This is a genomic window from Ideonella livida (assembly GCF_010499455.1).
GTDB lineage: Bacteria > Pseudomonadota > Gammaproteobacteria > Burkholderiales > Burkholderiaceae_C > Ideonella > Ideonella livida.
The window spans coordinates 76,759-98,136 of sequence record NZ_JAAGOH010000018.1 but is presented as its reverse complement, the minus strand read 5'-3'; the positions used below and the strand labels follow the sequence as shown (position 1 = coordinate 98,136).

The following is a 21,378-nucleotide window of genomic DNA, read 5'->3' as shown; positions in this document are numbered from 1 at the left end:
CCTGAAGGCGCTGCACGAGGTGTTTGTGAGCGCGGCCAAGACCACGGCGGTGATCATGTTCCTGGTGGCCGCGGCCATGGTCAGCGCCTGGCTGATCACGGTGGCCGACATCCCCAGCGCCATGGTGGGCCTGCTGGAGCCGCTGATGGACAGCCCCACGCTGCTGCTCATCGCCATCATGCTGCTGGTCATAGCCGTGGGCACGGCCATGGACATGACGCCCACCATCCTGATCCTGACGCCGGTGCTCATGCCCATCGTGAAGGCCGCGGGGATCGACCCGGTGTACTTCGGGGTGCTGTTCATCATGAACAACGCCATCGGGCTGATCACCCCGCCGGTGGGCACGGTGCTCAACGTGGTGGCCGGCGTGGGCAAGATGAAGATGGACGAAGTCACCCGCGGCGTGCTGCCCTTCATGACCGCGCAGTTCGCGGTGATGTTCCTGCTGGTGCTCTTCCCCTCGCTGGTGCTGGTGCCGGCGCGCTGGCTGACCCACTGACCGAGCGCCGGGCGCCCGCCCGGCCTGGAGACCCCCGATGACGACCCCCCATCCCCAGGCCCGCGGCCTGAACCTTGCCCAGGCCGCGGGCCTGATCGACGCCCTGCGCGCCGCGCTGGGCCCCACCGCCGTGCTGGCCGGCGCCGATGCGCCGGTGCGCAACCACAACGACTGCAGCGGCCTGCCGCCGGCCCCGCCGCTGGCGGTGGTGCGCCCGGCCGACACCGCCGGCGTGGCCACCACGCTGCGCCTGTGCAGCCAGCACGGCGTGGCCGTGGTGCCGCAAGGCGGCCTGACCGGCCTGTGCGGCGCGGCCCGCACCGCCGGCGGGGAGATCGCCTTGTCATTGGAGCGCTTGGTGGGCATTGAGGAGATCGACGCCGCCGCCGCCACCATGACGGTGCGCGCCGGCACGCCGCTGGAGGCGGTGCAGCAGGCCGCCAGCGAGGCCGGCTTTTTCTGCCCGCTGGACCTGGGCGCCCGGGGCAGCTGCAGCATCGGCGGCAACTTGGCCACCAACGCCGGCGGCAACCGCGTGATCCGCTACGGCATGGCGCGCGAGATGGTGTTGGGCCTGGAGGTGGTGCTGCCCGACGGCACGGTCATCACCAGCCTCAACAAGATGATCAAGAACAACGCGGGCTTTGACCTCAAGCACCTGTTCATTGGCAGCGAAGGCACGCTGGGCGTCATCACCCGTGTGGTGCTGCGCCTGTCGCCCAAGCCGGCGTCCACCCAGGTGGCGCTGTGCGCGGTCCACAGCTATGCCGATGTGCTGACGCTGCTGGCCTCGGCCCGCCAGCACCTGGGCCCGCAGCTCTCGGCTTTTGAGGTGATGTGGCCGGAGTTCTGGCGGTTTGCCAACACCCACGCGCCCCGCGCCCGCAACCCCTTTGCCGACGATCCCACCGCCTACGGCGCGCATGTGCTGGTCGAGGCCTTGGGCACCGACGAGGCCCAGGACGCGGAGCGCTTCCAGGCCTGGCTGGGCCAGTTGCTGGAAGACGGCGTGGTGCCCAACGCGGCGCTGGCGCAGTCCTTGGCCGACGCCAAGGCCTTCTGGGCGCTGCGCGACGCCTCGGGCGAGTTCCACCCGCTGTGGCCCGGCCACCTGGCTTACGACGTGGGCCTGCCCGTGGCGCGCATGGAGGACTACGTGATCCGCTGCCGCGCCGCCCTCGCCGAGGCCTACCCCGGGATCGACAGCTTCTTCTACGGCCACATCGGCGACGGCAACCTGCACATCATTGCCCACCTGCCGGGGGCGCCCCAGCAACCCAAGGACGGTGTGAACGCCATCGTCTACGGCCTGGTGCGCGAGTTTGGCGGCACGGTCTCGGCCGAACACGGCATCGGCACCTTGAAGCGCGAATGGCTGGGCCACGCCCGCTCGCCCGAAGAGATCGGCCTGATGCGCCTGCTCAAGAACGCCATCGACCCGCAAGGCCTGCTCAACCCCGGCAAGGTGCTCTGAGGGGCTGATCCTCGCCGCCCCCACGATTTCAGGAGACGTTTTCATGTCACAACGCTTGGCGGGCAAAACCGCCTTCCTCACCGCCGCCGGCCAGGGCATCGGCCGCGCCACTGCCATCGCCTTTGCGGCCGAGGGCGCCCGGGTCATCGCCACCGATGTGAATGCCCAGGCCCTGGCCTCGCTGCAGGCTGAGCTGGGCAGCGGCGGCTGCACCACCCATGTGCTGGACGTGACCGACGGCGCCGCCATTGCCGCCTTGGCCGCCCAGGTGAGCACCGAGTTCGGTGCGGTGAACGTGCTGTTCAATGGCGCGGGCTACGTACACGCCGGCAGCATCCTGGAGAGCACCGAGGACGAGTGGGACTTCGCCTTCAACCTCAACGTGCGCTCCCAATACCGCCTCATCCGCGCCTTCTTGCCGGGCATGCTGGCCCAGGGCGGCGGCGCCATCGTCAACGTGGCCTCCATCGTTGGCGCCCTCAAGGGCGCGCCCAACCGCTTCATCTACATGGCCACCAAGGCCGCCGTGGTGGGCCTGACCAAATCGGTGGCCGCCGACTACGTGACCCGTGGCATCCGCTGCAATGCCATCTGCCCGGGCACCGTCACCTCGCCGTCGCTGGCGCAGCGCATGGCCGCCCAGGCCGAGGCCAGCGGCCAGACGCTGGAAGCGGTGCAGGCCGCGTTCAACGCCCGCCAGCCCATGGGCCGCTTGGGTAAGCCGGAGGAAATCGCCGCCCTGGCGGTGTACCTGGCCAGCGACGAGTCGGCCTTTACCACCGGCACCACCCAGCTCATCGACGGCGGCTGGGCCATCTGAGCCCGTCTGCACCTGTCTGCCTCGCCCTTCCTTCACGGCATCACGCGCCCGCCCTTGACCGGTGTTTGCGCAATTCCGTGACAATCTCCCCCTGACGCATTCCACGCCATGAAACTCCTCCGCCACGGCCCCAAGGGCCAGGAAAAGCCCGCCCTGCTGCACACCGACGGCACCGTGCGTGACCTCAGCCCGGTGCTGGCCGACCTCGGCCCGGCCCAGCTGTCGCCCGCCGCCCTGGCCGCGCTGGCCAGCCTCGACCCGGCCACGCTGCCGGTGGTGGCCCAGGGCCGCCTGGGCGTGCCCTGGGCCGGCCTGGGCAAGTTCATCGCCATCGGCCTGAACTACGCCGACCACGCTGCCGAGGCCGGCATGGCCGCCCCGGCCGAGCCGGTGGTCTTCACCAAGGCCGCCAGCTGCGCCGTGGGCTGCCACCACCCGGTGGTGCTGCCCCAGGGCTCCGTCAAGAGCGACTGGGAGGTGGAGCTGGGCGTGGTCATCGGCACCCGGGCACGTTATGTGTCCGAAGCCGATGCCCTGAAGCACGTGGCCGGCTACTGCACCATCAACGACCTGTCCGAGCGCGAGTACCAACTCGAGCGCGGCGGCAGCTGGGACAAGGGCAAGGGCTGCGACACCTTCGGCCCCATCGGCCCCTGGCTGGTGACGGCCGACGAGGTGGGCGACCCGCAGAACCTGTCGATGTGGCTGGACGTGAACGGTGTGCGCAAGCAGACCGGCAACACCCGCACCATGATCTTCACGGTGGCGCAGATCGTCAGCTACCTCAGCCGTTTCATGACCCTGGAGCCGGGTGACGTGATCACCACCGGCACGCCCCCGGGCGTGGGCATGGGCCAGAAGCCAACCCCGCAGTTCCTGAAGGCGGGCGACGTCATCACCCTGGGCATTGAGAAACTGGGCGAGCAACGGCAGACCGTGCACGCCTGGGATCCGGCCCTCATCGACGGCTGAAGCGCCGTCGCCCCTCCCCCGGATGAGCCCCACTCCGCCCGCCCCCCATCCCTTCAGCTGGACCGACGTGCCTGGCCTGCCCGACTGGGTGCCGGGTGCACGCCGGCCGGCGCGCGCCGGGGCGGTGCGTGGCGCGGCCCCGCGGCCCGTGACCCCGGGCGCCTTGGACCCGGGGGAAATCGAGCGGCGGCGGGCTCTGCTGGGCCTGCTGGCGGCCGACCTGGCGCGGGGCAACCAGCAGCTGGCCTTGCGCCACTACCTGATGCTGGTGGCCTTGGGCTCACCCGTGCCGGCGGCGTTCAGCCAGCGTTGTGAGGCACTGCTGGCGGCCTGTCCGGCCAGCCGTCTGCAGCGCATCCGCGCCGATGTGGCGCGCTGGCGGGCACACAGCCGCCCCGGCGCCACCGGGGGCGCCACGCCCCCCGGCTTTGACCTGAGTCTGCTGGAGCGCTGAGGCGGCTTCAGCCGTCCAGCAGCGCGCGACCCCGGGCCAGGTAGGCCGCCATCTCGTCCTCGGGCACCATGCTGCCCCCGGTGGCCCAGGCCAGGTGGGTGGCCCCGGCGGCCAGCGTCGGCGACAGGGTGGGTGCCACCCAGCCCATGCCGGCCACCCCGGCCAGCGCCGAGGGTTCCAGCCGCAGGCTGGTGGTGGCCTCGGTCAGGGCCAGCAGACGGAACAGCTGCGCGTCGTCCACCGTGTAGACCCCGTCGATCAGGCGCTGCAGTGCCCGACCCACAAAGCCCGAAGGCCGTGCCACGGCCAGGCCGTCGGCGGCGGTCACGTTGTCCAGGCCGATGTCGCGCACGCTCACGCCTTCGTGCAGCCCGGTCAGCATCCCCAGCAGCATGCAGGGCGAGCGCGTGGGCTCGGCAAACCAGCAGTGCACCGCATCGCCAAAGGCCAGCTTCAGGCCGAAGGCCACGCCGCCGGGGCCGCCGCCCACGCCGCAGGGCAGGTGCACATGCAGGGGGTGTTCGGCATCCACGACCACGCCGGCGGCCGCCAACTGCGGGGCCAGCCGTTCGGCGGCCACGGCATAGCCCAGGAACAGGTGGCGCGAGTTCTCGTCGTCGATGAAGTGGCAGCGCGGGTCGGCCTCGGCCTGGCGGCGGCCCTCGGCCACGGCGGCGCCGTAGTCGGCGCGGTGCTCCACCACCGTCACGCCGTGGGCGCGCAGGCGGTCCTTCTTCCATTGCCGGGCGTCGGCCGACATGTGCACCGTGACCCGGAAGCCCAGCGTGGCCCCCATCAGCCCGATGGACAGGCCCAGGTTGCCGGTCGAGCCCACGGCGATCTGGTGGGCGGCAAACAGGGCGCGCAGCGGTGGGGTGTCCAGCACGCGGTAGTCGTCCTCCTGGCGCAGCAGGCCGGCGTCCAGGGCCAGGCGTTCGGCATGGTGCAGCACCTCGTAGAGGCCGCCGCGTGCCTTGATGGAGCCCGAGACGGGCAGGTGGCTGTCGAGCTTGAGCCACAGCCGGCCCGGCAGTGGTGGCGCGCCGGCCGGGCCCAGCGCGGCCTGCAGCGCCGGTGCCGCCTGCACCGGGGATTCGATCAGCCCGCCGGCGGCGACCGTGGCCGGGAACTTGAGCGCCAGGTAGGGCGCAAAGCGCCGCAGCCGCGCGCTGGCTTGGGCCACATCGTCGGCGCCCAGGCCCACGTCGCCCAAGGCGGTGGCGGTGGGCGCCAGGGCCGGGTTGCGCCACAGCGTCGGCTGGGCGGCGCGCAGCGTGGGCACCAGGGGGTGGGACAGGGCAGTGGCCAGTGTGGCCGGGCTGGGCAGGGACAGGTCGGACATGGGGCGCAGGCAGTGGGTCGGGGCAGGCGGCGGGCCTGTCGTCGGGGTTAGGGTCAGAGGAAGCGCTGGGGGGCGTAGGGCGTCGGGTCCACGCCCAGGCCGGGTGTGCCGCCCTCCATCAGCTCGGCCAGCAGCCGGGCACTGACCGGGCCCAGGGTGAAGCCCTGGTGGGCGTGACCGCCGTGGAACCACAGGCCGGGGTGGCGCGGCGCCGGGCCAATGAGCGGCAGCATGTCGGGGGTGCAAGGGCGCCGGCCCAGCCAGGGCTCGGCCTCCCGGGGGTCGTCCAGCGGCAGCAGCTCGCGGGCAGCGGCGGTGGCCCGGGCCACCTGCACCAGCGTGGGCGGAGCGTCCAGGCGGGCAAACTCGGCCCCGGTGGTCAGGCGCAGGCCCTGCGCCATGGGCGCCAGCACCAAGCCGCGTTCCGCATCCAGCACCGGACCCGACAGGGCCGGGGCCTGCCGGAAGTGGCGGTGGTAGCCCCGCTTGGCGAACAGGGGCAGGCGGTAGCCCAGGCGCTGGGCCAGGGGGGCGATCCACGGGCCCAGGGCCAGCACCGCCCGGGCGGCCTGCACCGGCCCCGCCTCGGTCTGCACCTGCCAGCCTTGGCCCTGTGGCGCCAGGGTCTGGGCATCGCCGCGCAGCAGCACGCCGCCCAGGGCTGGCAGGCGGGCCGCATAGGCCCGCACCAGGGCCCCGGGGTCGGGGCAGCAGAAAGGGTCTTGCCAGTGCAAGGCCCCGGCCAGGCGGGCCTGCAGGCCGGGCTCGGCCTGGGCCAGGGCTGCGCCGTCGCGCACGGTGAGGGACAGGCCGTGGGCGTCGGCCAGGCGGCGGGCCTCGGCCGCCGCAGCCTGCCAGGCTGGCGCCGTGCGGAAGACCGCGTGGTAGCCGCCGGGTCGCAGCAGGTGGCGGGCGCCGGCCTCGTCGGCCAAGGCCAGGTGCTCTTGCAGGCTGTGGCGGATGAGGGCGCTGTGGGCGACCGCGCTGCGCGCATGGCGCGCCGGGGCGCTGGCTCGCCAGTAGCGCCACAACGGGCCGGCCAGGGCGGGCAGGGCGCGCAGGTGGTAATGCACCGCCGGGCTGCGGCCCAGGGCGGCGTCGCGCAGGCTGGGCCAGTCACGGGGAAAGGCGTAGGGCACCACCGCCTCGCGTTGCACGATGCCGGCGTTGCCGCTGGAGGTCTCCTCGCCGGGGCCGCGGCGGTCCACCAGGGCCACGCGGTGGCCGCGGCGTGCCAGTTGCAGGGCGGTGCACACGCCGACCATGCCGGCGCCCAGGACCAGCACGTCCTGGCGGAGGGGGGAGGAGGAGCTCATGGGCGCGGCGCGGCAGGCGGGTGGTGGCGGGGCCAAGGGGGGGGCGAAGCCCCATTCTGTGGCCCTCCATGGTCCTGTGGATGCCGATTTTTTGAAGTGGTCCTTGCGTGAAACGCAAGGCAGGACGCTTGGAGCGGCGGCTCAGGGTTCCTGCTGCAGCAGGTCGTTGAGGTGGTTGAGGAAGGCGCGGCAGGCGCTGGGCAGGGTACGGCCGGCCAGGGTCTGCACCTCGAAGTGGCGCTCGTTCATTTCCCGGTCCCGCAGGGCGATGCCCACCACCGCGCCGGACTGCAGGCGGCTGCGGATGGCCAGCTCGCCACACAGCGCGACCCCACCGCCGGCGGCGGCGAAGGCGATGGCCGGGTCCAGCCGGTTGCACAGCAGCGCGGCGTCGTGGCTCAGGCCCTGCCGGGTGCAACTGATGTCAAAGAGCTGGCGCAGGGTGGAGGAGGGCGGGGGCAGGGCCAGCGCATGGCCGGCCAGCTGTGCCAGGGCCAGCTGGCGACGGTTGGCCAGCGGGTGGTCGGGCGACACCACCGCCAGGATGGGGGCGGCATGGCGGCGTTCGACCTGGATGTCGCGCTCGCTGCTGGTGCCGAAGGTCAGGCCGATGTCCATGTCGCCATGGCGCAGCAGGCGCGGGATGTCGGCCTGCTGGCAGACCTCCAGCATGAAGCGGATGCCCGGGTAGTGCCGCTGGAACCCAGCGATGAGCTGGGGCAGGAACTCGGCGGCCAGCCCCTCGGTGCTGGCCAGTCGCACATTGCCGCTGCGCAGCCCGCGCAGCGAGCCGATCTCGGCGACCACCCGCTCGATGTCCTGCCAGGCGCGGCGGGCGTGCACCGCCAGCAGCTCGCCGGCGGAGTTCAGGTGCATGCCCCGCGCACGCCGCTCGAACAGCAGGGTGTCCAGCGCCTCCTCCAGCCGGGCGATGCTGCGGCTGACTGCCGAAGGGGCCACGTGCAGGCGCTCGGCCGCGGCCGTGACCGAGCCGGTTTGCGCCACCTCCAGAAAGTGGCGCAGGGCCGTCTCCTGCAGGGCGCGCTGGTCGGTCTTGCGTGGCATCGGGCAACTCCTAGGTTTGCGGATTTTGCAATGAACGGTTCCGAAAATGGCCATTGATGGTCCGCCCGTCGGCTTTCTACGATGTGTCCGCACCCCGTTACATGACACGCCGATGACCTCCCCCCGCGCCACCACCCTGGTTGAACTCACCGCCCCCGAGCTGCGCCGCCTGATCGGCGAGCGCGCCGTCTCGCCGGTGGAGCTGATGCAGGCTTGCATCGCCCGCATCGAGGCGGTCAATCCGCTGGTCAACGCGGTCACGGCCACCCGTTTCGAGCAGGCGCTGGAGGAGGCCCGCCAGGCCGAGCAGGCGGTGATGCGTGGCGAGCCCCTGGGCCTGCTGCACGGCCTGCCCGTGGGCGTGAAGGACCTGGAGCCCACTGCCGGGCTGCTGACCACCTTCGGCTCGCCCAACTTCCGCAGCTTTGTGCCCGCGGAGGATGCGGAACTGGTGGCCCGGCTGCGCCAGGCCGGCGGCATTGTGGTGGGCAAGACCAACGTGCCCGAGCTGGGCGCGGGCGCCAACACCTTCAATCCGGTGTGGGGCGCCACGGGCAACCCGTTCAATCCGGACCTCAACGCCGGCGGCTCCTCCGGTGGCTCGGCTGCGGCCCTGGCTTGCGACATGCTGCCGGTGTGCACCGGCTCGGACACCGGCGGCTCGTTGCGCATTCCCGCGGCCAAGTGCGGGGTGGTCGGCCTGCGGCCCTCGCCCGGCCTGGTGCCCAACACCCGGCGCCTGCTGGGCTGGTCGCCCATTTCGGTGGTGGGCCCCATGGGCCGTACCGTGGAGGAGACCTGCCTGCAACTGGCCGCCACCGCGGGCGCCCACCCGGGCGACCCGCTGAGCTACCCGGTGGACGCCGGTGCCTTCCTGGCCCCGCGTGCGGCCGAGCTGGGCCGCTTGCGGGTGGCCTGGACCGAGGACTTCGGCCTGTGCGATGTGGACCCCGACGTCCGCCGCACCTTCCGCGCCCGCCTGGCCGCGATGGCCCCTTGGTTCGCCGCCTGTGACGAGGTGCGCCTGGACCTGGGCGATGCCCACCGCTGCTTCGATGTGCTGCGTGCCGAAGCCTTTGTGGCCGGCACCCGCGACGCCTATGCCCGCGATCCGGCCAGCCTGGGGCCCAACCCGCGCGCCAATTACGAGATGGGCGCTCGCATGAGCCTGCCCGACTGCGCCTGGGCCCAGGCCGAGCAGACCCGCCTGCTGCGCCGCTTCCAGGCCGCCTGGCAGGACTACGACGTGTTGCTCTCGCCCGTCACCCCGGTCTCGCCCTTCCCCTGGACGCAGCCGCATGCGGCCACCATTGACGGCCGCCCGCAGGCCAACTACTACCGCTGGCTGGCGCTGACCTACGTGGTCACGCTCACCACCCTGCCCGCGCTGAGCCTGCCCTGCGGCGTGGACGAGGCCGGCATGCCCTTTGGCCTGCAGGTGGTGGGCCGCTTCCGCGACGACGCCCGCCTGCTGGCGGTGGCCCTGGGCCTGGAGCAGGCCGGTGCCCTCACCCCGGGCCTGGGCCGGCCGCGGCCCGATCTGTCTGCCCTGCGCCCGGCCCATCCGGCCTTGCGCAGCGGGGTCACCGCGCCGCCGCAGTGGCCTGCCGCCGGTGCCGGCGCGCAGCAGGGCGTCGCCTCCGTGGTCTGAGCCCGCCGCCCTGCCTCGACCTTTCCCCTTACCCTTTCCCGCCCACAGGAGTCCGCCATGTCCCGCCGCCGCTTCCTCACCCAGTCCCTGGCGCCTCTGGCCGCACTCGCCACCCTGGGCGCCGGCCTGCCGGCCGCCGCCGCCACCACCCCCACCGCCGATGCCTATCCCAGCCGGCCCATCACCCTGGTGGTGCCGTTCACCGCCGGCGGCGCCACCGACACGGTGGGCCGCATCGTGGCCAAGGCCTTGGGCGACCGCCTGGGCCAGACCGTGGTGGTGGACAACCGGCCCGGCGCCGGCACCGAGGTGGGCGCGGCCGCCGTGGCCCGCGCCCCGGCCGATGGCTACACCCTGCTGATCTCCTCCAACAGCACCTTCACCGTCAACCCCGCGCTCAAGCCGCGCCTGCAGTACTCGGCGGAAAAGAGCTTCGAGGCGGTGGGCATGGTCGGCAGCTCGCCGCTGGCCGTGATGGCGCTGCCCTCCTTTCCGGCCAACTCGATGGGTGAGCTGCTGGGCCAGGCCAAGGCCAAACCCGGCAGCCTGACCTATGCCTCCTTCGGCACCGGCACCACCGCGCACCTGGCCGGCGAGATGCTCAAGGTCATGGCCGGTGTGGACATGATCCATGTGCCTTACAAGGGCAGCGCCCCGGCCATGGCCGACTTGCTGGGCGGACAGGTCAACCTGAGCGTGGACACCCTGGTGGCCGCCCTGCCCATGCTGCGCGCCGGCAAGGTCAAGGTGCTGGCCACCACCGGTGCCCGCCGGGCCCAGTACCTGCCGCAGGTGCCCACCGTGGCCGAGTCCGGCATGCCGCAGTTCGAGATGGTGTCCTGGCTGGCCATCGTGGCGCCCAAGGGCCTGCCCGCGCCCGTCTCGCGTACGCTCTCCATCACCCTGGCCGCCGCGCTGTCGGACTCGGCGGTGCAGACCGCCTTGAAAGACGCCGGCTTGGAGGTCGGCTTCCAGCCCGCCGCCGCCTACGACGCCCGCCTGGCCCGCGAGCTGCCGCTGCTGCGCGCCTACGTGGCCAAGGCCCGCATCACGATGGAGTGAGGCCCGCGCGGGGCCGGGCGCCGGAAGGGATGGAGAATCCTGTCCGCCAGAACGAAGCGCCTTCCAGAGGTATCCCGCGCATGTCATCTCCTGTTGCCGTTCCCACCCATGTCAAGGCGCTGGACGGCGTCCGGGCCCTGGCCGTCCTCGCCGTCATGTTGGTTCATGCCGGTGCCCCGGGGTTCAGCTGGGGGGGCATCGGGGTGGACGTGTTCTTTGTCCTCAGCGGCTTCCTCATCACCACCTTGCTGCTGCAGGAGCATGCGAACACGGGCCGCATCGATCTGTGGGCCTTCCTGCTTCGCCGGGCACGCCGTCTGCTGCCTGCGTACTACCTCTATCTGGCGGTCCTGTGTGGCGTGATGCTGCTGCTGCCGGACCCGGGCTTTGCCGAGGAGGGCGGCTGGAACGTCGGCGGCTATCTGTTGGCCCTGTGGCTGCACGCCATCAACTTCGTGCCTCAAGGGGGCATCTGGCGCCATCAAATCCTGACCGTGCACCTGTGGTCGCTCGCGCTGGAGCAGCAGTACTACCTGGTCTGGGCGCCCACCCTGGCGGCGGTGTTGCGCCACGGTCGGTGGGTGGCCGCGGGGACCGCGGCCCTGGCCGCGCTGGCAGCGCTGGCCTACGGGGCGTGGCCAGAGGGCCTGCTCAAGGACCACATGCTGTTCACGCGGGGTTTCCTGCTGCTGGTGGGCTCAGCGGTGGCGGCTTGGGGCATGACGCGTCCGGCCGTGGCGGCGCGGGTGGCGCAGGCGGCTGGGCGCTGGCCCTTGGGGGTCTTGCTGGCCGCCCTGGTGGTGTGGGGCACCACGCTGAGCGCCCGCCCCACCCCTGGGGGGCATGATCTGGCCCTGGTGGTGCTCTCCCTGGCCCTGGGGTTGTTCATCCAGCAGCTGTGGCTGGGCATGGCGCCGGTTTGTGTGAGCCGGTTCCTGCAGCGACCGTCCTGGGTGTGGATGGGGCAGGTGTCCTACGGCGCCTACATCTATCACGAAGCGGTGCGGGTGCTGGTCTGGGCGGTGCTCAAGCCGCTCATGGTCAGCTGGCCCCCGGCCCTGGGATTTGCCACCCGCCTGGGCCTGTACCTGGCGTTGACCTTTGTGTTGGCCGGGTGGAGCCACCGCTACTGGGAGCAGCGGTTCCTGCGCAAGTCCACCACCTCGCGCCGCGCCGCCTGACCGGACCCGGGGTGCGTTATCGTGCCCGGGAAACCCGGTTCACCCGGGTCAGCTCCGCCGATCTCCTCCACGCCCCGTCCTCATGTCGTCGCCGTTCCTGGTGTCCTGCCTGCCTGGCCTGCTGCGCCAGCGCCTTGGCAGGGCCGCTTCCTTCACCGATCTGGCCATGGTCCGCGAGCCGCTGGGCCAGGCTGCGCAGTGGCAGGTGCCGCCCGCCCTCTACCTGGACGAGGAGGACTTGCGCCGCCCCGTGTCCGCAGGGGAGTTCTTTCCCCTGGCGCTGGAGTACCAGCGCATCCGGGGGGGGACTCTGGACATGCCGGCACCGGTGCGGGTGGAGGTGGAGAACGTGCATCTGGTGGGGGGGGCCCTGCTGAGTCGCGGGCGTCTGCGCCGTCTGGTGGCGCGGCGTCCGCCGCTGTGGCGCTGGGGTGGGGTGCCCGAACTGGCTCAGGCGGCACTGGTGGCCGACAGGCAGAGTTGCACCTTTTTCGGCCACTGGATGCTGGATGAGTGCAGCCTGACCGAGGCGCTGGCGACCTGGCTGCCCACGTGGCCGGGGCTCTCGGTGGGTGCCGGCAGTTCGGATCACCAGCGGCAGTACCTGGCGCTGTTTGGCCAGGCACCGCAGCGCCTGGAGGATGCCTTCATCCGCCGCCTGAGCCTGGTGCTGCCCTGGGGGCCGCATCCGCTCAAGGCCCAGGCCCTGGACCGGCTGCGGCAACGGCTGCGTGCCGCGGTGGGCGGTGCGTCCGGCGGGCCGCGGGGGGTTTTCCTGATGCGTGGACACAGCGGGCGCCAGCGCCTGCTGCGCCATGAGGAGGCGCTGGCCCGGGCCCTGGGCGACCATGGCCTGCAGGTGGTGGATCCCCTGGGCATGGACGCGGCGGCGCTGGCCCGCATCTGCGCCAGCGCCCGGCTGGTGGTGGGCGTGGAGGGCAGCCACCTCACCCATGCCCTGATGGCCCTGCCGGCGGGGGCCACCCTGCTGACGCTGCAGCCGCCCTTCAAGTTTGACAACACGCTCAAGGCGTACTGCGACCTGCTGGGGTTGCGCTATGCCTTTACCGTCGGACAAGCCTGCCCGGGGGGATTCGAGATCGAGATCGACCGGGTGCGCCGCCTCATCGACCGGCTGGAGCCCTAGGGCTGCCAGGGCGGCCGCCGGCGGCGGCGGGAGACCGGCTCAGCCCTGCAGCCACCACAGCAGCTGGCGCACCACCAGGCCCAGCAGGCCACCGGCCGCCAGGGCCGGCAGCAGCATGCGGTGGGCGCCAGGCGGGCGCAGGCCATGGCGGCGGTTGAACGCCATCACCAGGGGCCAGACCGCGTACGAGGACAGGGCGATGCCCAGCGTGGCCCCCAGCACGCCTCCCAGCGCCAGGCCCGTCCCCAGACCGACCAGCAAGCTGAGCCATTGCACCAAGCGCGCGGCTGCGGACCACTTGAACTGGCCCAAGGCCTGAAACGCCAGCTCACCGATCTGGCTGCGCAGGCCGATGCTGCCGGCGGCCAGCAACTGCAGCATCGGGCCGGCGGCGGCGTAGCGTGGGTCGTAGAGCAGCCCCACCACCTGGCTGCCGCAAACGGCCAGGGCGCTGCCCACGGTGACAAACCCCAGGTCGTACAGCCGCTGGAAGCGTGCCAGCGTGGCGCCCATGGCCTGGGGGTTTTCGCGCTGCACGGCGCTCAGGGCCGGAAACACCACCCCTGCGCACAGATTGCCCGCGATCTGCTGGAAGGCGTTCATCAGCAAAAAGGCCATGCTGTAGATGCCCAGCGTCGCCGCGTCGACCACACCGCCCAGCACCAACCGGTCGCTGTTGGCGGCCAGGAAAGCCAGGATCGAGGCCGGCAGCAGCCATTTGGCATGGCCCAGGACCTCGCGCATGGCCTCGCGTTCGAGCTGCCAGCCGTCGCGCGGGCCAGGCAGGCGCCAGTGTCCCGCCAGCGTCTGGACCAGGGCGCCGGTCAGGCCGCCCACGACCAGCGCCCAATGGGAATGGGTCAGCCAGGCCAGCGTGGCGGTGGTGATGAAGGCCACGCCTTGGCCCCCGAGCTCCAGCACGGCCAGGTCGCGGGTGCGCAGCTCGCGCTTGGCCAGCAGCACCCGCACCGACTGCAGCCCCGTCACCACTGGCATCAGGCTCAAGGCCAGGAAGACGGCAGGCAGCCGCGGATCCCCATAGGTGGTGCCCGCCAGGGCGTCCCACCGGCCCACCACCAGCATCAGCAGCCCCAGGGCCAGGCAGCAGCCGGCCAGGACCAGCCCGCGCAACACCTGCAGGGTCCAGACCGTGCGCGCGAAGGCCGGCTCCACGGCCCGGGCACTGACCACCACCGAGTTGTGCAGGCCGATGTCGCTGAAAAGGTTCAGCCCGATGATCACCAGGTTCACCGTGGCCACCAGGCCGAAGGCGTCGGGCATCAGCAGCCGGGCCAGGACCAGGTTGCTGAAAAAGCGCAGGCCCTGGCTGCCGAACTGCAGGAACAGCATCCAGCCGCTGGCGGCACGCAGTCGGCTCAAGGCCGAGGAGGGGGAGGGGGAAGGCGGTCTCACGAGGTGGGCGAAAACAGGAAGCGCCCCGGGATCGGGCGCCGCATTAGAGCAGCCGCCGGTGAAAACGCTGCAGCCCCACCGCCAGGGCGATGGCGGGCAGCACCAGCAGTACCTGCAGCCCCAGCAGTTGCAGCGCCAGGTCGGCTGACCGTGCCGGGTCGCCACTGCCACCGCCCCTGCCGGTGCCTGCCCAGGCGGACACCACCATCGCCAGCGGCAGGGCGGACAGGGCGGCCAGGCCTTGCCAGTGGGCACGGCGCGCGGCGCGCCGGCCCAGGTGCAGCCCCGCCACCCAGGCCAGCGCCAGCCGCAGCAGGGCAGCTGCGCCCAGCAGCCACAGCAGGACCACCGTCAGCGCTAGGCCCCAACCCAGGGCGGCCAGCAGCACCGGCAGGGACAGCGCCGCCATCACCACCCCGGCGCCGGAGCTGCCCAGGCAGGCCAGGACCACCAGGGCGCGCAGGCCGCGGCGCGGCGCGGCTGGCGCTGGCTGCAGCTGGGGCCAAGGGGGGCTGGTGGGGCCGGTGGGTGTGGTGGCGGACGGGGTGCCGGTGGAAGCGTCAGGCGCAGGCAAGGACGGACGGGCCATCCCCGCATGATCCCACGCGGGCGGGCCGGTCCGCCGGCTCAGTGGCCTCAGTCGCCCCGGGTGCGGCTGCCCCAGACCGCGCCCCCCACGATCAGGGCAGCGCCCAGCGCCACGCTGGCCGACAGGGCCTGCCCGGTGGTCAGCGCCACCACCAGGGTGGACAACAGCGGGGTGAGAAAGCTCAGCAGGCCGATGCGCCGCGGGTCGCCCTGCTTGAGCGCCGCATCCCACAGGAAGAAGGCGCCGCCCAGCGGCCCCAGGCCCAGGCCGGCGATGAGCAGGCCGTCGCGCAGGCTCAGCGCAGGCGTGGGCTCCAGCACTGCATGGGCCAACAGCGCCAGCACCCCCGAGACGGCCGCAAAACTGCCCACCGCCGCCGTGGGAAAGGCCGCCACCCGCCGGGTGCCCAGCGAATAGGTGGACCACACGAAGGCCGAGCACAGCGCCAGGGCGTAGCCGCCATGCCAGCCACCCTGCAGTGCGGCGCCGTTGCCGCGTCCCAGGATGACCACCGCCGCGCCGGCAAAGCCCATCAGCGCCGCCCCCACATGCCCGGCGCGCAGCCGCACCCCCGGCAGGATCAGCGGCGCCAGCACCACCATGCCCAGCGGCCAGAGGTAGTTCACCAGGTTGGCCTGCAGCGGTGGGGCGCTGCGCAGGGCCATGAACAGCAGGAGGTGAAAGCCGAACAGGCCATACACCCCCAGGGCCAGGGTGGGCAGCGGCACGCGCCAGGCCGCCAGCCGCCCGCCGGAGAGCGGCAGCGCGATGAGGCTGCCCACCAGCAGGCCCAGGCCGGTGAGCAGCAGGGGCGGGACATGGGACAGGCTCACGCCCAGGGCGGCCAGGGAGGCCCACAGGAGGATGGCCGCCAGGGCCAGCAGGTCAGCACGGGTCATGGCCGACAGCATGCCGCCAGGAGCATCGCCAGACGCCGGCGGGCCGGTGCGGGACGCCGATCCACAGGGCCGCCGATCCGCCGGCGCGGGGCCGTGGTGCTGGTGCGCGCAAACGGGGTCACGGCGGCGGGGGGCGCCGCAGGGCGGCGGTCAGGGCCGAGGGCGAGTCATAGCCGACCCGCCGGGCGGTTTCGGCCACGCCCAGGCCCTGGGCGCGCAGGGCCCGGGCCCGGGTCAGGCGCAGCTGGCGCACCCACTGCATGGGGGTCAGCCCGGTGTGCAGCAGGCAGCGGGCACGGAATTGGCTCTCGCCCAGCCCCGCCTGGGCGGCCAGGTCGGCCGCGCACAGGGGAGCCCCCAGACGGTGCGTCACCCAGCGCTGCAGCCCGGTCCAGTCGATCTCGCGCCGCAGCGGGCGCGTGGCCGTCGGCGCATGGGCCCAGGCCTGCACCAGCAACTGCGCCGCGTGCAGGGGCGACACCGGCAAGCCCTGGTCCAGCGCCTGGGCCATGAAGTCCGCCAGCGGCGCCAGCGGTGCCCCCGCCTGGGCCTGCGCCGTGCGGCAGGCCCACTGGTCGTCAGCGGTGTCCAGCACCAGGCAGCGGCTGCCGCCCGGCGCCTCGAAGTCATGCCGCTCGCCTGGGGCGATGCGCAGGCCCTGCCCTGGCAGCAGCCGGCAGCCCCGGCCGGACACCTCCAGCTCCAGCGCGCCGTCCAGCGGCACCAGCACCTGGAAATGGGCGTGGTCGTGGCTGCCCTTGGACGGGCCGTAGCGGCGCAGGGTGAACAGGGGGGGCAGGGCAGCGGGCATGGCGGTGGGATTCTCGGTCCTGCGGCCGTGGCCCGGGCTCAGCGGGCCCTGCCTGTGCCGCCGCTGCGTTCGGCCATTCGGGTCTCCAGGAAGGGTCAGGAAAGTGGGGGCCGGTCAGCCTGCGGCCAGCGCCGCGCCGATGTCGTGGGCCAGGTGGTCCACCGCCTCGGGCGTGGTGGCCCAGGAGCACATGAACCGCGCCCCACCGCCGATGAAGGTGTAGAAGGCCCAGCCGGCCGCCCGCAGCCGGGCGATGGCCGCCTCGGGCAGGCTGACGAAGACGCCATTGGCCTCGGGCGGCAGCAGCAGTTCGGCCCCGGGCAGGGCCGCCACCTTCTCGGCCAGGCGGTGGGCCATGGCGTTGGCGTGACCGGCGTGGCGCAGCCAGGTGCCGCCTTCCAGCATGGCCAGCCAGGGGCTGGAGACAAAGCGCATCTTGGAGGCCAGCTGCCCGGCCTGTTTGGCGCGGTAGGCAAAGTCGGCGCCCAGCTGGCGGTCAAAGAACAGGATGGCCTCGCCCACCGGCAGGCCCATCTTGGTGCCGCCCAGGCACAGCACGTCCACCCCGGCGCGCCAGGTGATGTCGGCCGGCGCGCAGCCCAGGCTGGCCACGGCATTGGCAAAGCGCGCGCCGTCCATGTGCACCTTCATGCCGTGGGCATGGGCCACGCGGGCCAGGCCGCTGATCTCGCCCCTCTGGTACAGCGTGCCCTGTTCGGTGCTCTGCGTCAGCGTCACGGCGCGGGCGCGGGGGTAGTGGATGTCACTGCGCCGCTCGATGGCCTCGGTCAGGCCGGCGGTGGTGAGCTTGCCCTGGCGCGCCGGCACGGTCAGCAGCTTGGAGCCGCCGGAGAAGAATTCCGGCGCGCCGCACTCGTCGGTGTGCACGTGGGCGGTGTCGCTGCACACCACCGCCTGGTAGGACTGGCACAGCGCGGCCAGCGCGGTGGAGTTGGCCGCCGTGCCGTTGAAGACAAAAAACACCTCGGCGTCGGCCTCGAACACCTCGCGCAGCCGGTCGCAGACGGTGTGGGTGGCGTCGTCGTTGCCGTAGGAGGCGGCAAAGCCGGTGTTGGCCTGGGCGAAGGCGGCCAACGCCTCCGGGCAGACGCCTGCCGTGTTGTCGCTGGCGAACTGCAGGTGGTAGCCCGCAGGGGGGGCGCCAGACACAAGGGCCGGGGCGGCGAGGGCGGCGGGCAGGGGGTCGGCGGTGGCGGGGCGACGGGGCATGGGGGCTCCTGGCGGTCAGCGGCTGGCACTGCTGGCGGTGGCCGGCAGCGCGCACTACACTCGGCGGGTTCTTCCGGTGTGGCGGAAATTCTCTCAGATTTCCGGTATGCCGAACAAGTTTCCGGTTTATAGAATTTTACGCCGCCATGTCCGATCCCGTCACCCTCTCCGCCGGCCCGCCCGTGGTGGGCGAGCGCCTGCAGGCGCTGCGCAAGCAGCAGGGCCTGTCGCTGGAGGAGCTGTCGCGCCGTGCGGGCGTGTCCAAGTCCATGCTCTCCGAGGTGGAGCGCAACCAGGCCAACCCCACCATCGCGGTGCTCTGGCGCCTGGCCACTGCCCTGGGCCTGAGCCTGACCGAGTTGCTGGCCGAACCCGAGGCCGCGCCCACCGCCCCGGCCATCGAGCTGCTGCCCGGTCATGCGGTGCCGCTGATACGCAGCCATGACGGCCGCTGCGAACTGCGCATCCTGGGCCCGCTGCCCCTGGCCGGCCGAGCCGAGTGGTACGAGCTGAGCGTGCAGCCCGGCGGCGAACTGGTGTCCGATCCGCACGAAGCCGGCACCCGCGAGCACCTCACCCTGCAAGCCGGGCAGCTGCTGGTGCGCGCCGGTGGCGCCGAGCAGCTGCTGCGCGCGGGCGACACGGCGCGCTACGCCGCCGATCAGCCGCATGCGCTGCGCAACACCGGCCGCGCGGTGGCGCGGGCCTGGCTGGTGGTGGAGCAGCTGGGCTGAGCGGTGAGCGGCCGGTGCGGCGCGCCGGGCAACAGAGCCGCAACATCCTGGCGGCAGAGTCGGGGCCCCTGCCCCTCCTGACCAAGCCTGCACCCATGACCCCGACCCCTACAGACCCCGTGCCCCTGCCAGTGCTCGACCGTCGGCGCCTGCTGGCCCTGGGCGGGTGGGCGGTACTGCCGGCGGCGGCCCTGGTGGCCTGCGGCGGCTCCGACGACGACCGCGATCCCGACAGGGCCGCCAGCACGGGAAGTGGGTCCGACAGCAGCTCTGCCACGGGCTCCACCAGCGCCAGCTGCCCGGGCACCGCCACCCCCACGGAGACCGGCGGCCCCTACCCCGCCGACGGCTCCAATGCCAACAGCGGCAGCACGGTGGACGTGCTGGCCCTTGCGGGCATCCTGCGCCGCGACATCCGCAGCAACATCGGCTCGGCCACCCTCAAGGACGGCACGCCGTTGACCCTGACCCTCACCATCACCACGGGCAGCGGCTGCACGCCCGTGGGCGCCGGGGTGGCGGTCTACATCTGGCATTGCGACAAGGACGGCGAGTACTCGGCCTACAGCGGCTCGGCCAACGGCAGCCATGCCGGCGAGCAGTTCCTGCGCGGCGTGCAGCTGACCGACGCCCAGGGCCAGGTCACCTTCACCACCGTCTATCCCGGTTGGTATGCCGGCCGCATGACCCACATCCACTTCGAGGTGTACACCGACGGCGACTATGCCCGCGGCACCCCGGCACTCACCAGCCAGATCGCCTTCCCGGAGGCGGTGACGCAGGCGGTCTATGCCACCGCGCTGTATGGCCACAGCCCCAACACCTCGGTCACTTTCAGCAGCGACAACGTCTTCAGCGATGGCTACGCCACGCAGCTGCTGACCCTGGCCGACGGTGGCAGCCCTGCGACCGGCTACACCGGCAGCCTGGTGGTGCGCCTGTCCTGAGCGGCGGTCTCTCCCGGCGCGCCGGGTGGCGCTGTCAAGCCGGTGTCATGCGCGCCACTACCATGGCGGCATGACACGCTTTGAGCTGCATTGGGGCGAGGTGCCGGCCGCCCAGTGGCCGGGCCCCCTGGTCCCGGGCGCCACGGGCCTGGCCCTGTGGCCCGCGCCCGTCAACCCGGACGCCTGCTTCGAGGCCGCGGGTTTCACCGATTTCGGCGCGGCCGATCCCGCTTGGGAGTCCGAGGCCGAGGCCTGGTTGGACCGTCTGCTGGCGTTGCTGGCCCAGGACGGCCCGCCGGCGTTGCAGGGGCCTGCCCCGCTGATGCAGCCCGCGGAGCGCTCTTGGTGGCGCCAGGCCTGGAGGGCGCTGGCCACGGGCTGGCTGCGCCGCGCCCCCGAGTCCGTGCTGGTGGCCGATCCGGTCTCGGTGCTGCCCCTGAGCACCCAGCTTTGGGAATGCCTGCACTGGGACGGGTTGCCACCATGCGAGGTGGCCTTTGGCCGTGCCGGCACCCGGCTGCAGGCCCGCGACGGCCACCTGCTGGCCTGGGTGGCCCTGGCGCCGGACAGCACCTGGACGCCCGAGGCCCTGGTCCAGGCGGCGGCGGGCGAGGCCCCGCTGCACCAGACCCCCCTGCAATGGACCGCCCTGTGGGGTGCCGCCCCGGCGGCCTGAGCCCGTGGGCCAGACCTGCGGCGGGGGACCGCGCCCCACGCCCGCCCCCTGCCGGCAGGTGTCGCGAATGTGGCGGTCCCGCGTCATTGCACGGCCGTAACCCCGCGGCAAGATTCCTTCATCTCCGCCCCCGGAACATGCTTGCCGGGCGCGCGGGGCCGGACGTCGCAGCCCTGGCGCCGGGGCTGTGCCCGAGCGGCTGAAACCCACCACCTATCCACCGACCGACCGGCCCGGACACCCAAGAGGAGCGCCGGACCATGCGGCCAGCGGCACACACGTACACAGGGGCATGGGCCGGCGCCGCCTGCCCGGGGCGAGACGGCCGCGGGCCAGGGCCGTTGGCGCGGGCGGCAGGCGCCGGGAGGGCGGGGAGGTCCGTTCTGTGGGCCTGTCTGGCGCTGGGCCTGCTGCTGCTGGCTGTGCTGGCGGGCTGCAGCGACAACGGCGACCCCGGCACCTCGGTCTTTGACGACGAGGACAGCAGCGCCTCCAGCACCACCACTGACGACGCCAGCTACACCGTGGCCGTGGCCGTGCTGGCCTCCGGCGTGGAGGTCAGCTCGGTCAGCACCAGCACCACCTCGGTACAGCTCAGCGCCACCGTGACCGATGCCGACGGCGCACCGGTCAGCGGCGTGGTGGTCAGCTTCTCCGACGATAGGGGCCTGCTCAGCTACAGCCCCAGCGTCGCCACCGCCCTGACCGGCGACGACGGCGTGGCCCTGCTGGACGTCACCCCGGCCAGCGCCGGTGCCACCACCCTCACTGCTACGGCCACGGTGGACGCCAGCAGCTACAGCGGCACCGCCACCCTGGCCGTGACCGAGAGTGCCGGCACCACCACCGTGCAGTTGGGCAGCGTGGCCACCCGCGTGGTCGTCACCGCCACCGCCGCGGCCCATGCCAGCGTGACCGTCAATTCCGACATGCAGTCCATCAGCACCCGCAGCACCACCCTGACCGCCTACCTCAGCAACGCCAACGGCCACCCGGTGGCAGACGGGGTGGCGGTCTCCTTCACCACCGACGATGGCAGCAGCACCCTGTCGAGCACGCTGCAGATCCACAGGGCCGCCGCCTGCGGCTGACC

The 21,378-nt window shown here is 72.7% G+C and carries 21 protein-coding genes; 13 read left to right on the top strand and 8 right to left on the bottom strand.

Annotation, left to right across the window (positions count from 1 at the left end; all coding sequences use genetic code 11):
- From G3A44_RS15125 to G3A44_RS15105, 5 genes are all read left to right on the top strand, one after another.
- Nucleotides 1-502 (top strand): TRAP transporter large permease subunit (locus G3A44_RS15125; RefSeq protein ID WP_163458460.1); only part of this gene is annotated, 502 nt, incomplete at its 5' end.
- Between the two features lie 37 nt (nt 503-539).
- Nucleotides 540-1,976, top strand: coding sequence for an FAD-binding oxidoreductase (locus G3A44_RS15120; RefSeq protein ID WP_163458458.1), 1,437 nt, complete (start codon nt 540-542; stop codon nt 1,974-1,976).
- 43 nt (nt 1,977-2,019) lie between these two features.
- On the top strand, nt 2,020-2,796 hold the full coding sequence (locus tag G3A44_RS15115) for an SDR family oxidoreductase (RefSeq protein ID WP_163458456.1): 777 nt from the start codon (nt 2,020-2,022) through the stop codon (nt 2,794-2,796).
- A gap of 108 nt (nt 2,797-2,904) precedes the next feature.
- Nucleotides 2,905-3,768 carry a fumarylacetoacetate hydrolase family protein gene (locus tag G3A44_RS15110; RefSeq protein WP_163458455.1) on the top strand — a complete coding sequence of 288 codons (864 nt, stop codon included), beginning with the start codon at nt 2,905-2,907 and terminating at the stop codon, nt 3,766-3,768.
- Between the two features lie 22 nt (nt 3,769-3,790).
- Nucleotides 3,791-4,222, top strand: a complete 432-nt coding sequence (locus G3A44_RS15105) for a hypothetical protein (RefSeq protein WP_163458453.1) — start codon at nt 3,791-3,793, stop codon at nt 4,220-4,222.
- 7 nt (nt 4,223-4,229) lie between these two features.
- Here the strand turns inward: G3A44_RS15105 and dsdA are convergent, their stop codons facing one another.
- From dsdA to G3A44_RS15090, 3 genes are all read right to left on the bottom strand, one after another.
- Nucleotides 4,230-5,564, bottom strand: coding sequence for a D-serine ammonia-lyase (gene dsdA, locus G3A44_RS15100; RefSeq protein WP_163458452.1), 1,335 nt, complete (start codon nt 5,562-5,564; stop codon nt 4,230-4,232).
- Between the two features lie 53 nt (nt 5,565-5,617).
- On the bottom strand, nt 5,618-6,880 hold the full coding sequence (locus G3A44_RS15095) for an NAD(P)/FAD-dependent oxidoreductase (protein WP_163458450.1): 1,263 nt from the start codon (nt 6,878-6,880) through the stop codon (nt 5,618-5,620).
- Between the two features lie 141 nt (nt 6,881-7,021).
- A complete protein-coding gene (locus tag G3A44_RS15090) occupies nt 7,022-7,945 on the bottom strand; it encodes a LysR family transcriptional regulator (RefSeq protein ID WP_163458448.1) in 924 nt (307 codons plus the stop codon).
- A 112-nt stretch (nt 7,946-8,057) separates the two neighbouring features.
- Here G3A44_RS15090 and G3A44_RS15085 point away from each other — a divergent pair, with 112 nt between their 5' ends.
- The 4 genes from G3A44_RS15085 to G3A44_RS15070 all read left to right on the top strand — a co-directional run bounded on the left by G3A44_RS15085 (nt 8,058) and on the right by G3A44_RS15070 (nt 12,986).
- Complete coding sequence (locus G3A44_RS15085) at nt 8,058-9,596, top strand: amidase (RefSeq protein ID WP_163458446.1); 1,539 nt, start codon at nt 8,058-8,060, stop codon at nt 9,594-9,596.
- A gap of 57 nt (nt 9,597-9,653) precedes the next feature.
- Nucleotides 9,654-10,658, top strand: a complete 1,005-nt coding sequence (locus G3A44_RS15080) for a tripartite tricarboxylate transporter substrate binding protein (RefSeq protein ID WP_163458445.1) — start codon at nt 9,654-9,656, stop codon at nt 10,656-10,658.
- A gap of 80 nt (nt 10,659-10,738) precedes the next feature.
- A complete protein-coding gene (locus G3A44_RS15075) occupies nt 10,739-11,839 on the top strand; it encodes an acyltransferase family protein (RefSeq protein WP_163458443.1) in 1,101 nt (366 codons plus the stop codon).
- Between the two features lie 82 nt (nt 11,840-11,921).
- On the top strand, nt 11,922-12,986 hold the full coding sequence (locus tag G3A44_RS15070; RefSeq protein ID WP_163458442.1) for a glycosyltransferase family 61 protein: 1,065 nt from the start codon (nt 11,922-11,924) through the stop codon (nt 12,984-12,986).
- A 39-nt stretch (nt 12,987-13,025) separates the two neighbouring features.
- Here the strand turns inward: G3A44_RS15070 and G3A44_RS15065 are convergent, their stop codons facing one another.
- The 5 genes from G3A44_RS15065 to G3A44_RS15045 form a co-directional block, all read right to left on the bottom strand.
- A complete protein-coding gene (locus G3A44_RS15065; RefSeq protein WP_163458440.1) occupies nt 13,026-14,366 on the bottom strand; it encodes an oligosaccharide flippase family protein in 1,341 nt (446 codons plus the stop codon).
- 76 nt (nt 14,367-14,442) lie between these two features.
- On the bottom strand, nt 14,443-14,988 hold the full coding sequence (locus tag G3A44_RS15060) for a hypothetical protein (RefSeq protein WP_163458438.1): 546 nt from the start codon (nt 14,986-14,988) through the stop codon (nt 14,443-14,445).
- A gap of 47 nt (nt 14,989-15,035) precedes the next feature.
- Nucleotides 15,036-15,887 carry a DMT family transporter gene (locus G3A44_RS15055; protein ID WP_163458436.1) on the bottom strand — a complete coding sequence of 284 codons (852 nt, stop codon included), beginning with the start codon at nt 15,885-15,887 and terminating at the stop codon, nt 15,036-15,038.
- A 118-nt stretch (nt 15,888-16,005) separates the two neighbouring features.
- Entirely contained in the window at nt 16,006-16,698 is a 693-nt protein-coding gene (locus G3A44_RS15050; RefSeq protein WP_163458434.1) for an AraC family transcriptional regulator, read from the bottom strand.
- Nucleotides 16,699-16,812: 114 nt separating this feature from the next.
- Nucleotides 16,813-17,928: a threonine aldolase family protein gene (locus tag G3A44_RS15045; protein WP_163458432.1), complete on the bottom strand. Its 1,116-nt coding sequence runs from the start codon at nt 17,926-17,928 to the stop codon at nt 16,813-16,815.
- Nucleotides 17,929-18,074: 146 nt separating this feature from the next.
- Between G3A44_RS15045 and G3A44_RS15040 the strand changes: the two genes are divergently transcribed.
- The 4 genes from G3A44_RS15040 (at nt 18,075) to G3A44_RS15025 (ending at nt 21,376) form a co-directional block, all read left to right on the top strand.
- Entirely contained in the window at nt 18,075-18,662 is a 588-nt protein-coding gene (locus G3A44_RS15040) for a helix-turn-helix domain-containing protein (RefSeq protein ID WP_163458431.1), read from the top strand.
- Nucleotides 18,663-18,757: 95 nt separating this feature from the next.
- Nucleotides 18,758-19,609 (top strand): dioxygenase family protein, encoded by an 852-nt coding sequence (locus tag G3A44_RS15035; protein WP_163458430.1) that lies wholly within the window; start codon nt 18,758-18,760, stop codon nt 19,607-19,609.
- A 70-nt stretch (nt 19,610-19,679) separates the two neighbouring features.
- The gene (locus G3A44_RS15030; RefSeq protein ID WP_163458428.1) at nt 19,680-20,285 is read left to right on the top strand and encodes a hypothetical protein; all 606 of its coding nucleotides are present in this window, start codon (nt 19,680-19,682) and stop codon (nt 20,283-20,285) included.
- Nucleotides 20,286-20,707: 422 nt separating this feature from the next.
- Nucleotides 20,708-21,376 (top strand): Ig-like domain-containing protein, encoded by a 669-nt coding sequence (locus G3A44_RS15025; RefSeq protein ID WP_163458427.1) that lies wholly within the window; start codon nt 20,708-20,710, stop codon nt 21,374-21,376.
- The last annotated feature ends 2 nt before the right edge of the window (nt 21,377-21,378 follow it).

Bases quoted from the DNA above. Each gene is read 5' to 3' on its own strand.
- G3A44_RS15050 (WP_163458434.1), bottom strand. From the start codon at position 16,698: ATGCCCGCTGCCCTGCCCCCCCTGTTCACCCTGCGCCGCTACGGCCCG.
- G3A44_RS15110 (WP_163458455.1), top strand. From the start codon at position 2,905: ATGAAACTCCTCCGCCACGGCCCCAAGGGCCAGGAAAAGCCCGCCCTG.
- G3A44_RS15045 (WP_163458432.1), bottom strand. From the start codon at position 17,928: ATGCCCCGTCGCCCCGCCACCGCCGACCCCCTGCCCGCCGCCCTCGCC.
- G3A44_RS15055 (WP_163458436.1), bottom strand. From the start codon at position 15,887: ATGACCCGTGCTGACCTGCTGGCCCTGGCGGCCATCCTCCTGTGGGCC.
- G3A44_RS15070 (WP_163458442.1), top strand. From the start codon at position 11,922: ATGTCGTCGCCGTTCCTGGTGTCCTGCCTGCCTGGCCTGCTGCGCCAG.
- G3A44_RS15030 (WP_163458428.1), top strand. From the start codon at position 19,680: ATGACACGCTTTGAGCTGCATTGGGGCGAGGTGCCGGCCGCCCAGTGG.
- G3A44_RS15035 (WP_163458430.1), top strand. From the start codon at position 18,758: ATGACCCCGACCCCTACAGACCCCGTGCCCCTGCCAGTGCTCGACCGT.
- G3A44_RS15080 (WP_163458445.1), top strand. From the start codon at position 9,654: ATGTCCCGCCGCCGCTTCCTCACCCAGTCCCTGGCGCCTCTGGCCGCA.
- G3A44_RS15075 (WP_163458443.1), top strand. From the start codon at position 10,739: ATGTCATCTCCTGTTGCCGTTCCCACCCATGTCAAGGCGCTGGACGGC.
- G3A44_RS15105 (WP_163458453.1), top strand. From the start codon at position 3,791: ATGAGCCCCACTCCGCCCGCCCCCCATCCCTTCAGCTGGACCGACGTG.
- G3A44_RS15085 (WP_163458446.1), top strand. From the start codon at position 8,058: ATGACCTCCCCCCGCGCCACCACCCTGGTTGAACTCACCGCCCCCGAG.
- G3A44_RS15060 (WP_163458438.1), bottom strand. From the start codon at position 14,988: ATGGCCCGTCCGTCCTTGCCTGCGCCTGACGCTTCCACCGGCACCCCG.
- G3A44_RS15095 (WP_163458450.1), bottom strand. From the start codon at position 6,880: ATGAGCTCCTCCTCCCCCCTCCGCCAGGACGTGCTGGTCCTGGGCGCC.
- dsdA (WP_163458452.1), bottom strand. From the start codon at position 5,564: ATGTCCGACCTGTCCCTGCCCAGCCCGGCCACACTGGCCACTGCCCTG.
- G3A44_RS15040 (WP_163458431.1), top strand. From the start codon at position 18,075: ATGTCCGATCCCGTCACCCTCTCCGCCGGCCCGCCCGTGGTGGGCGAG.
- G3A44_RS15120 (WP_163458458.1), top strand. From the start codon at position 540: ATGACGACCCCCCATCCCCAGGCCCGCGGCCTGAACCTTGCCCAGGCC.
- G3A44_RS15090 (WP_163458448.1), bottom strand. From the start codon at position 7,945: ATGCCACGCAAGACCGACCAGCGCGCCCTGCAGGAGACGGCCCTGCGC.
- G3A44_RS15115 (WP_163458456.1), top strand. From the start codon at position 2,020: ATGTCACAACGCTTGGCGGGCAAAACCGCCTTCCTCACCGCCGCCGGC.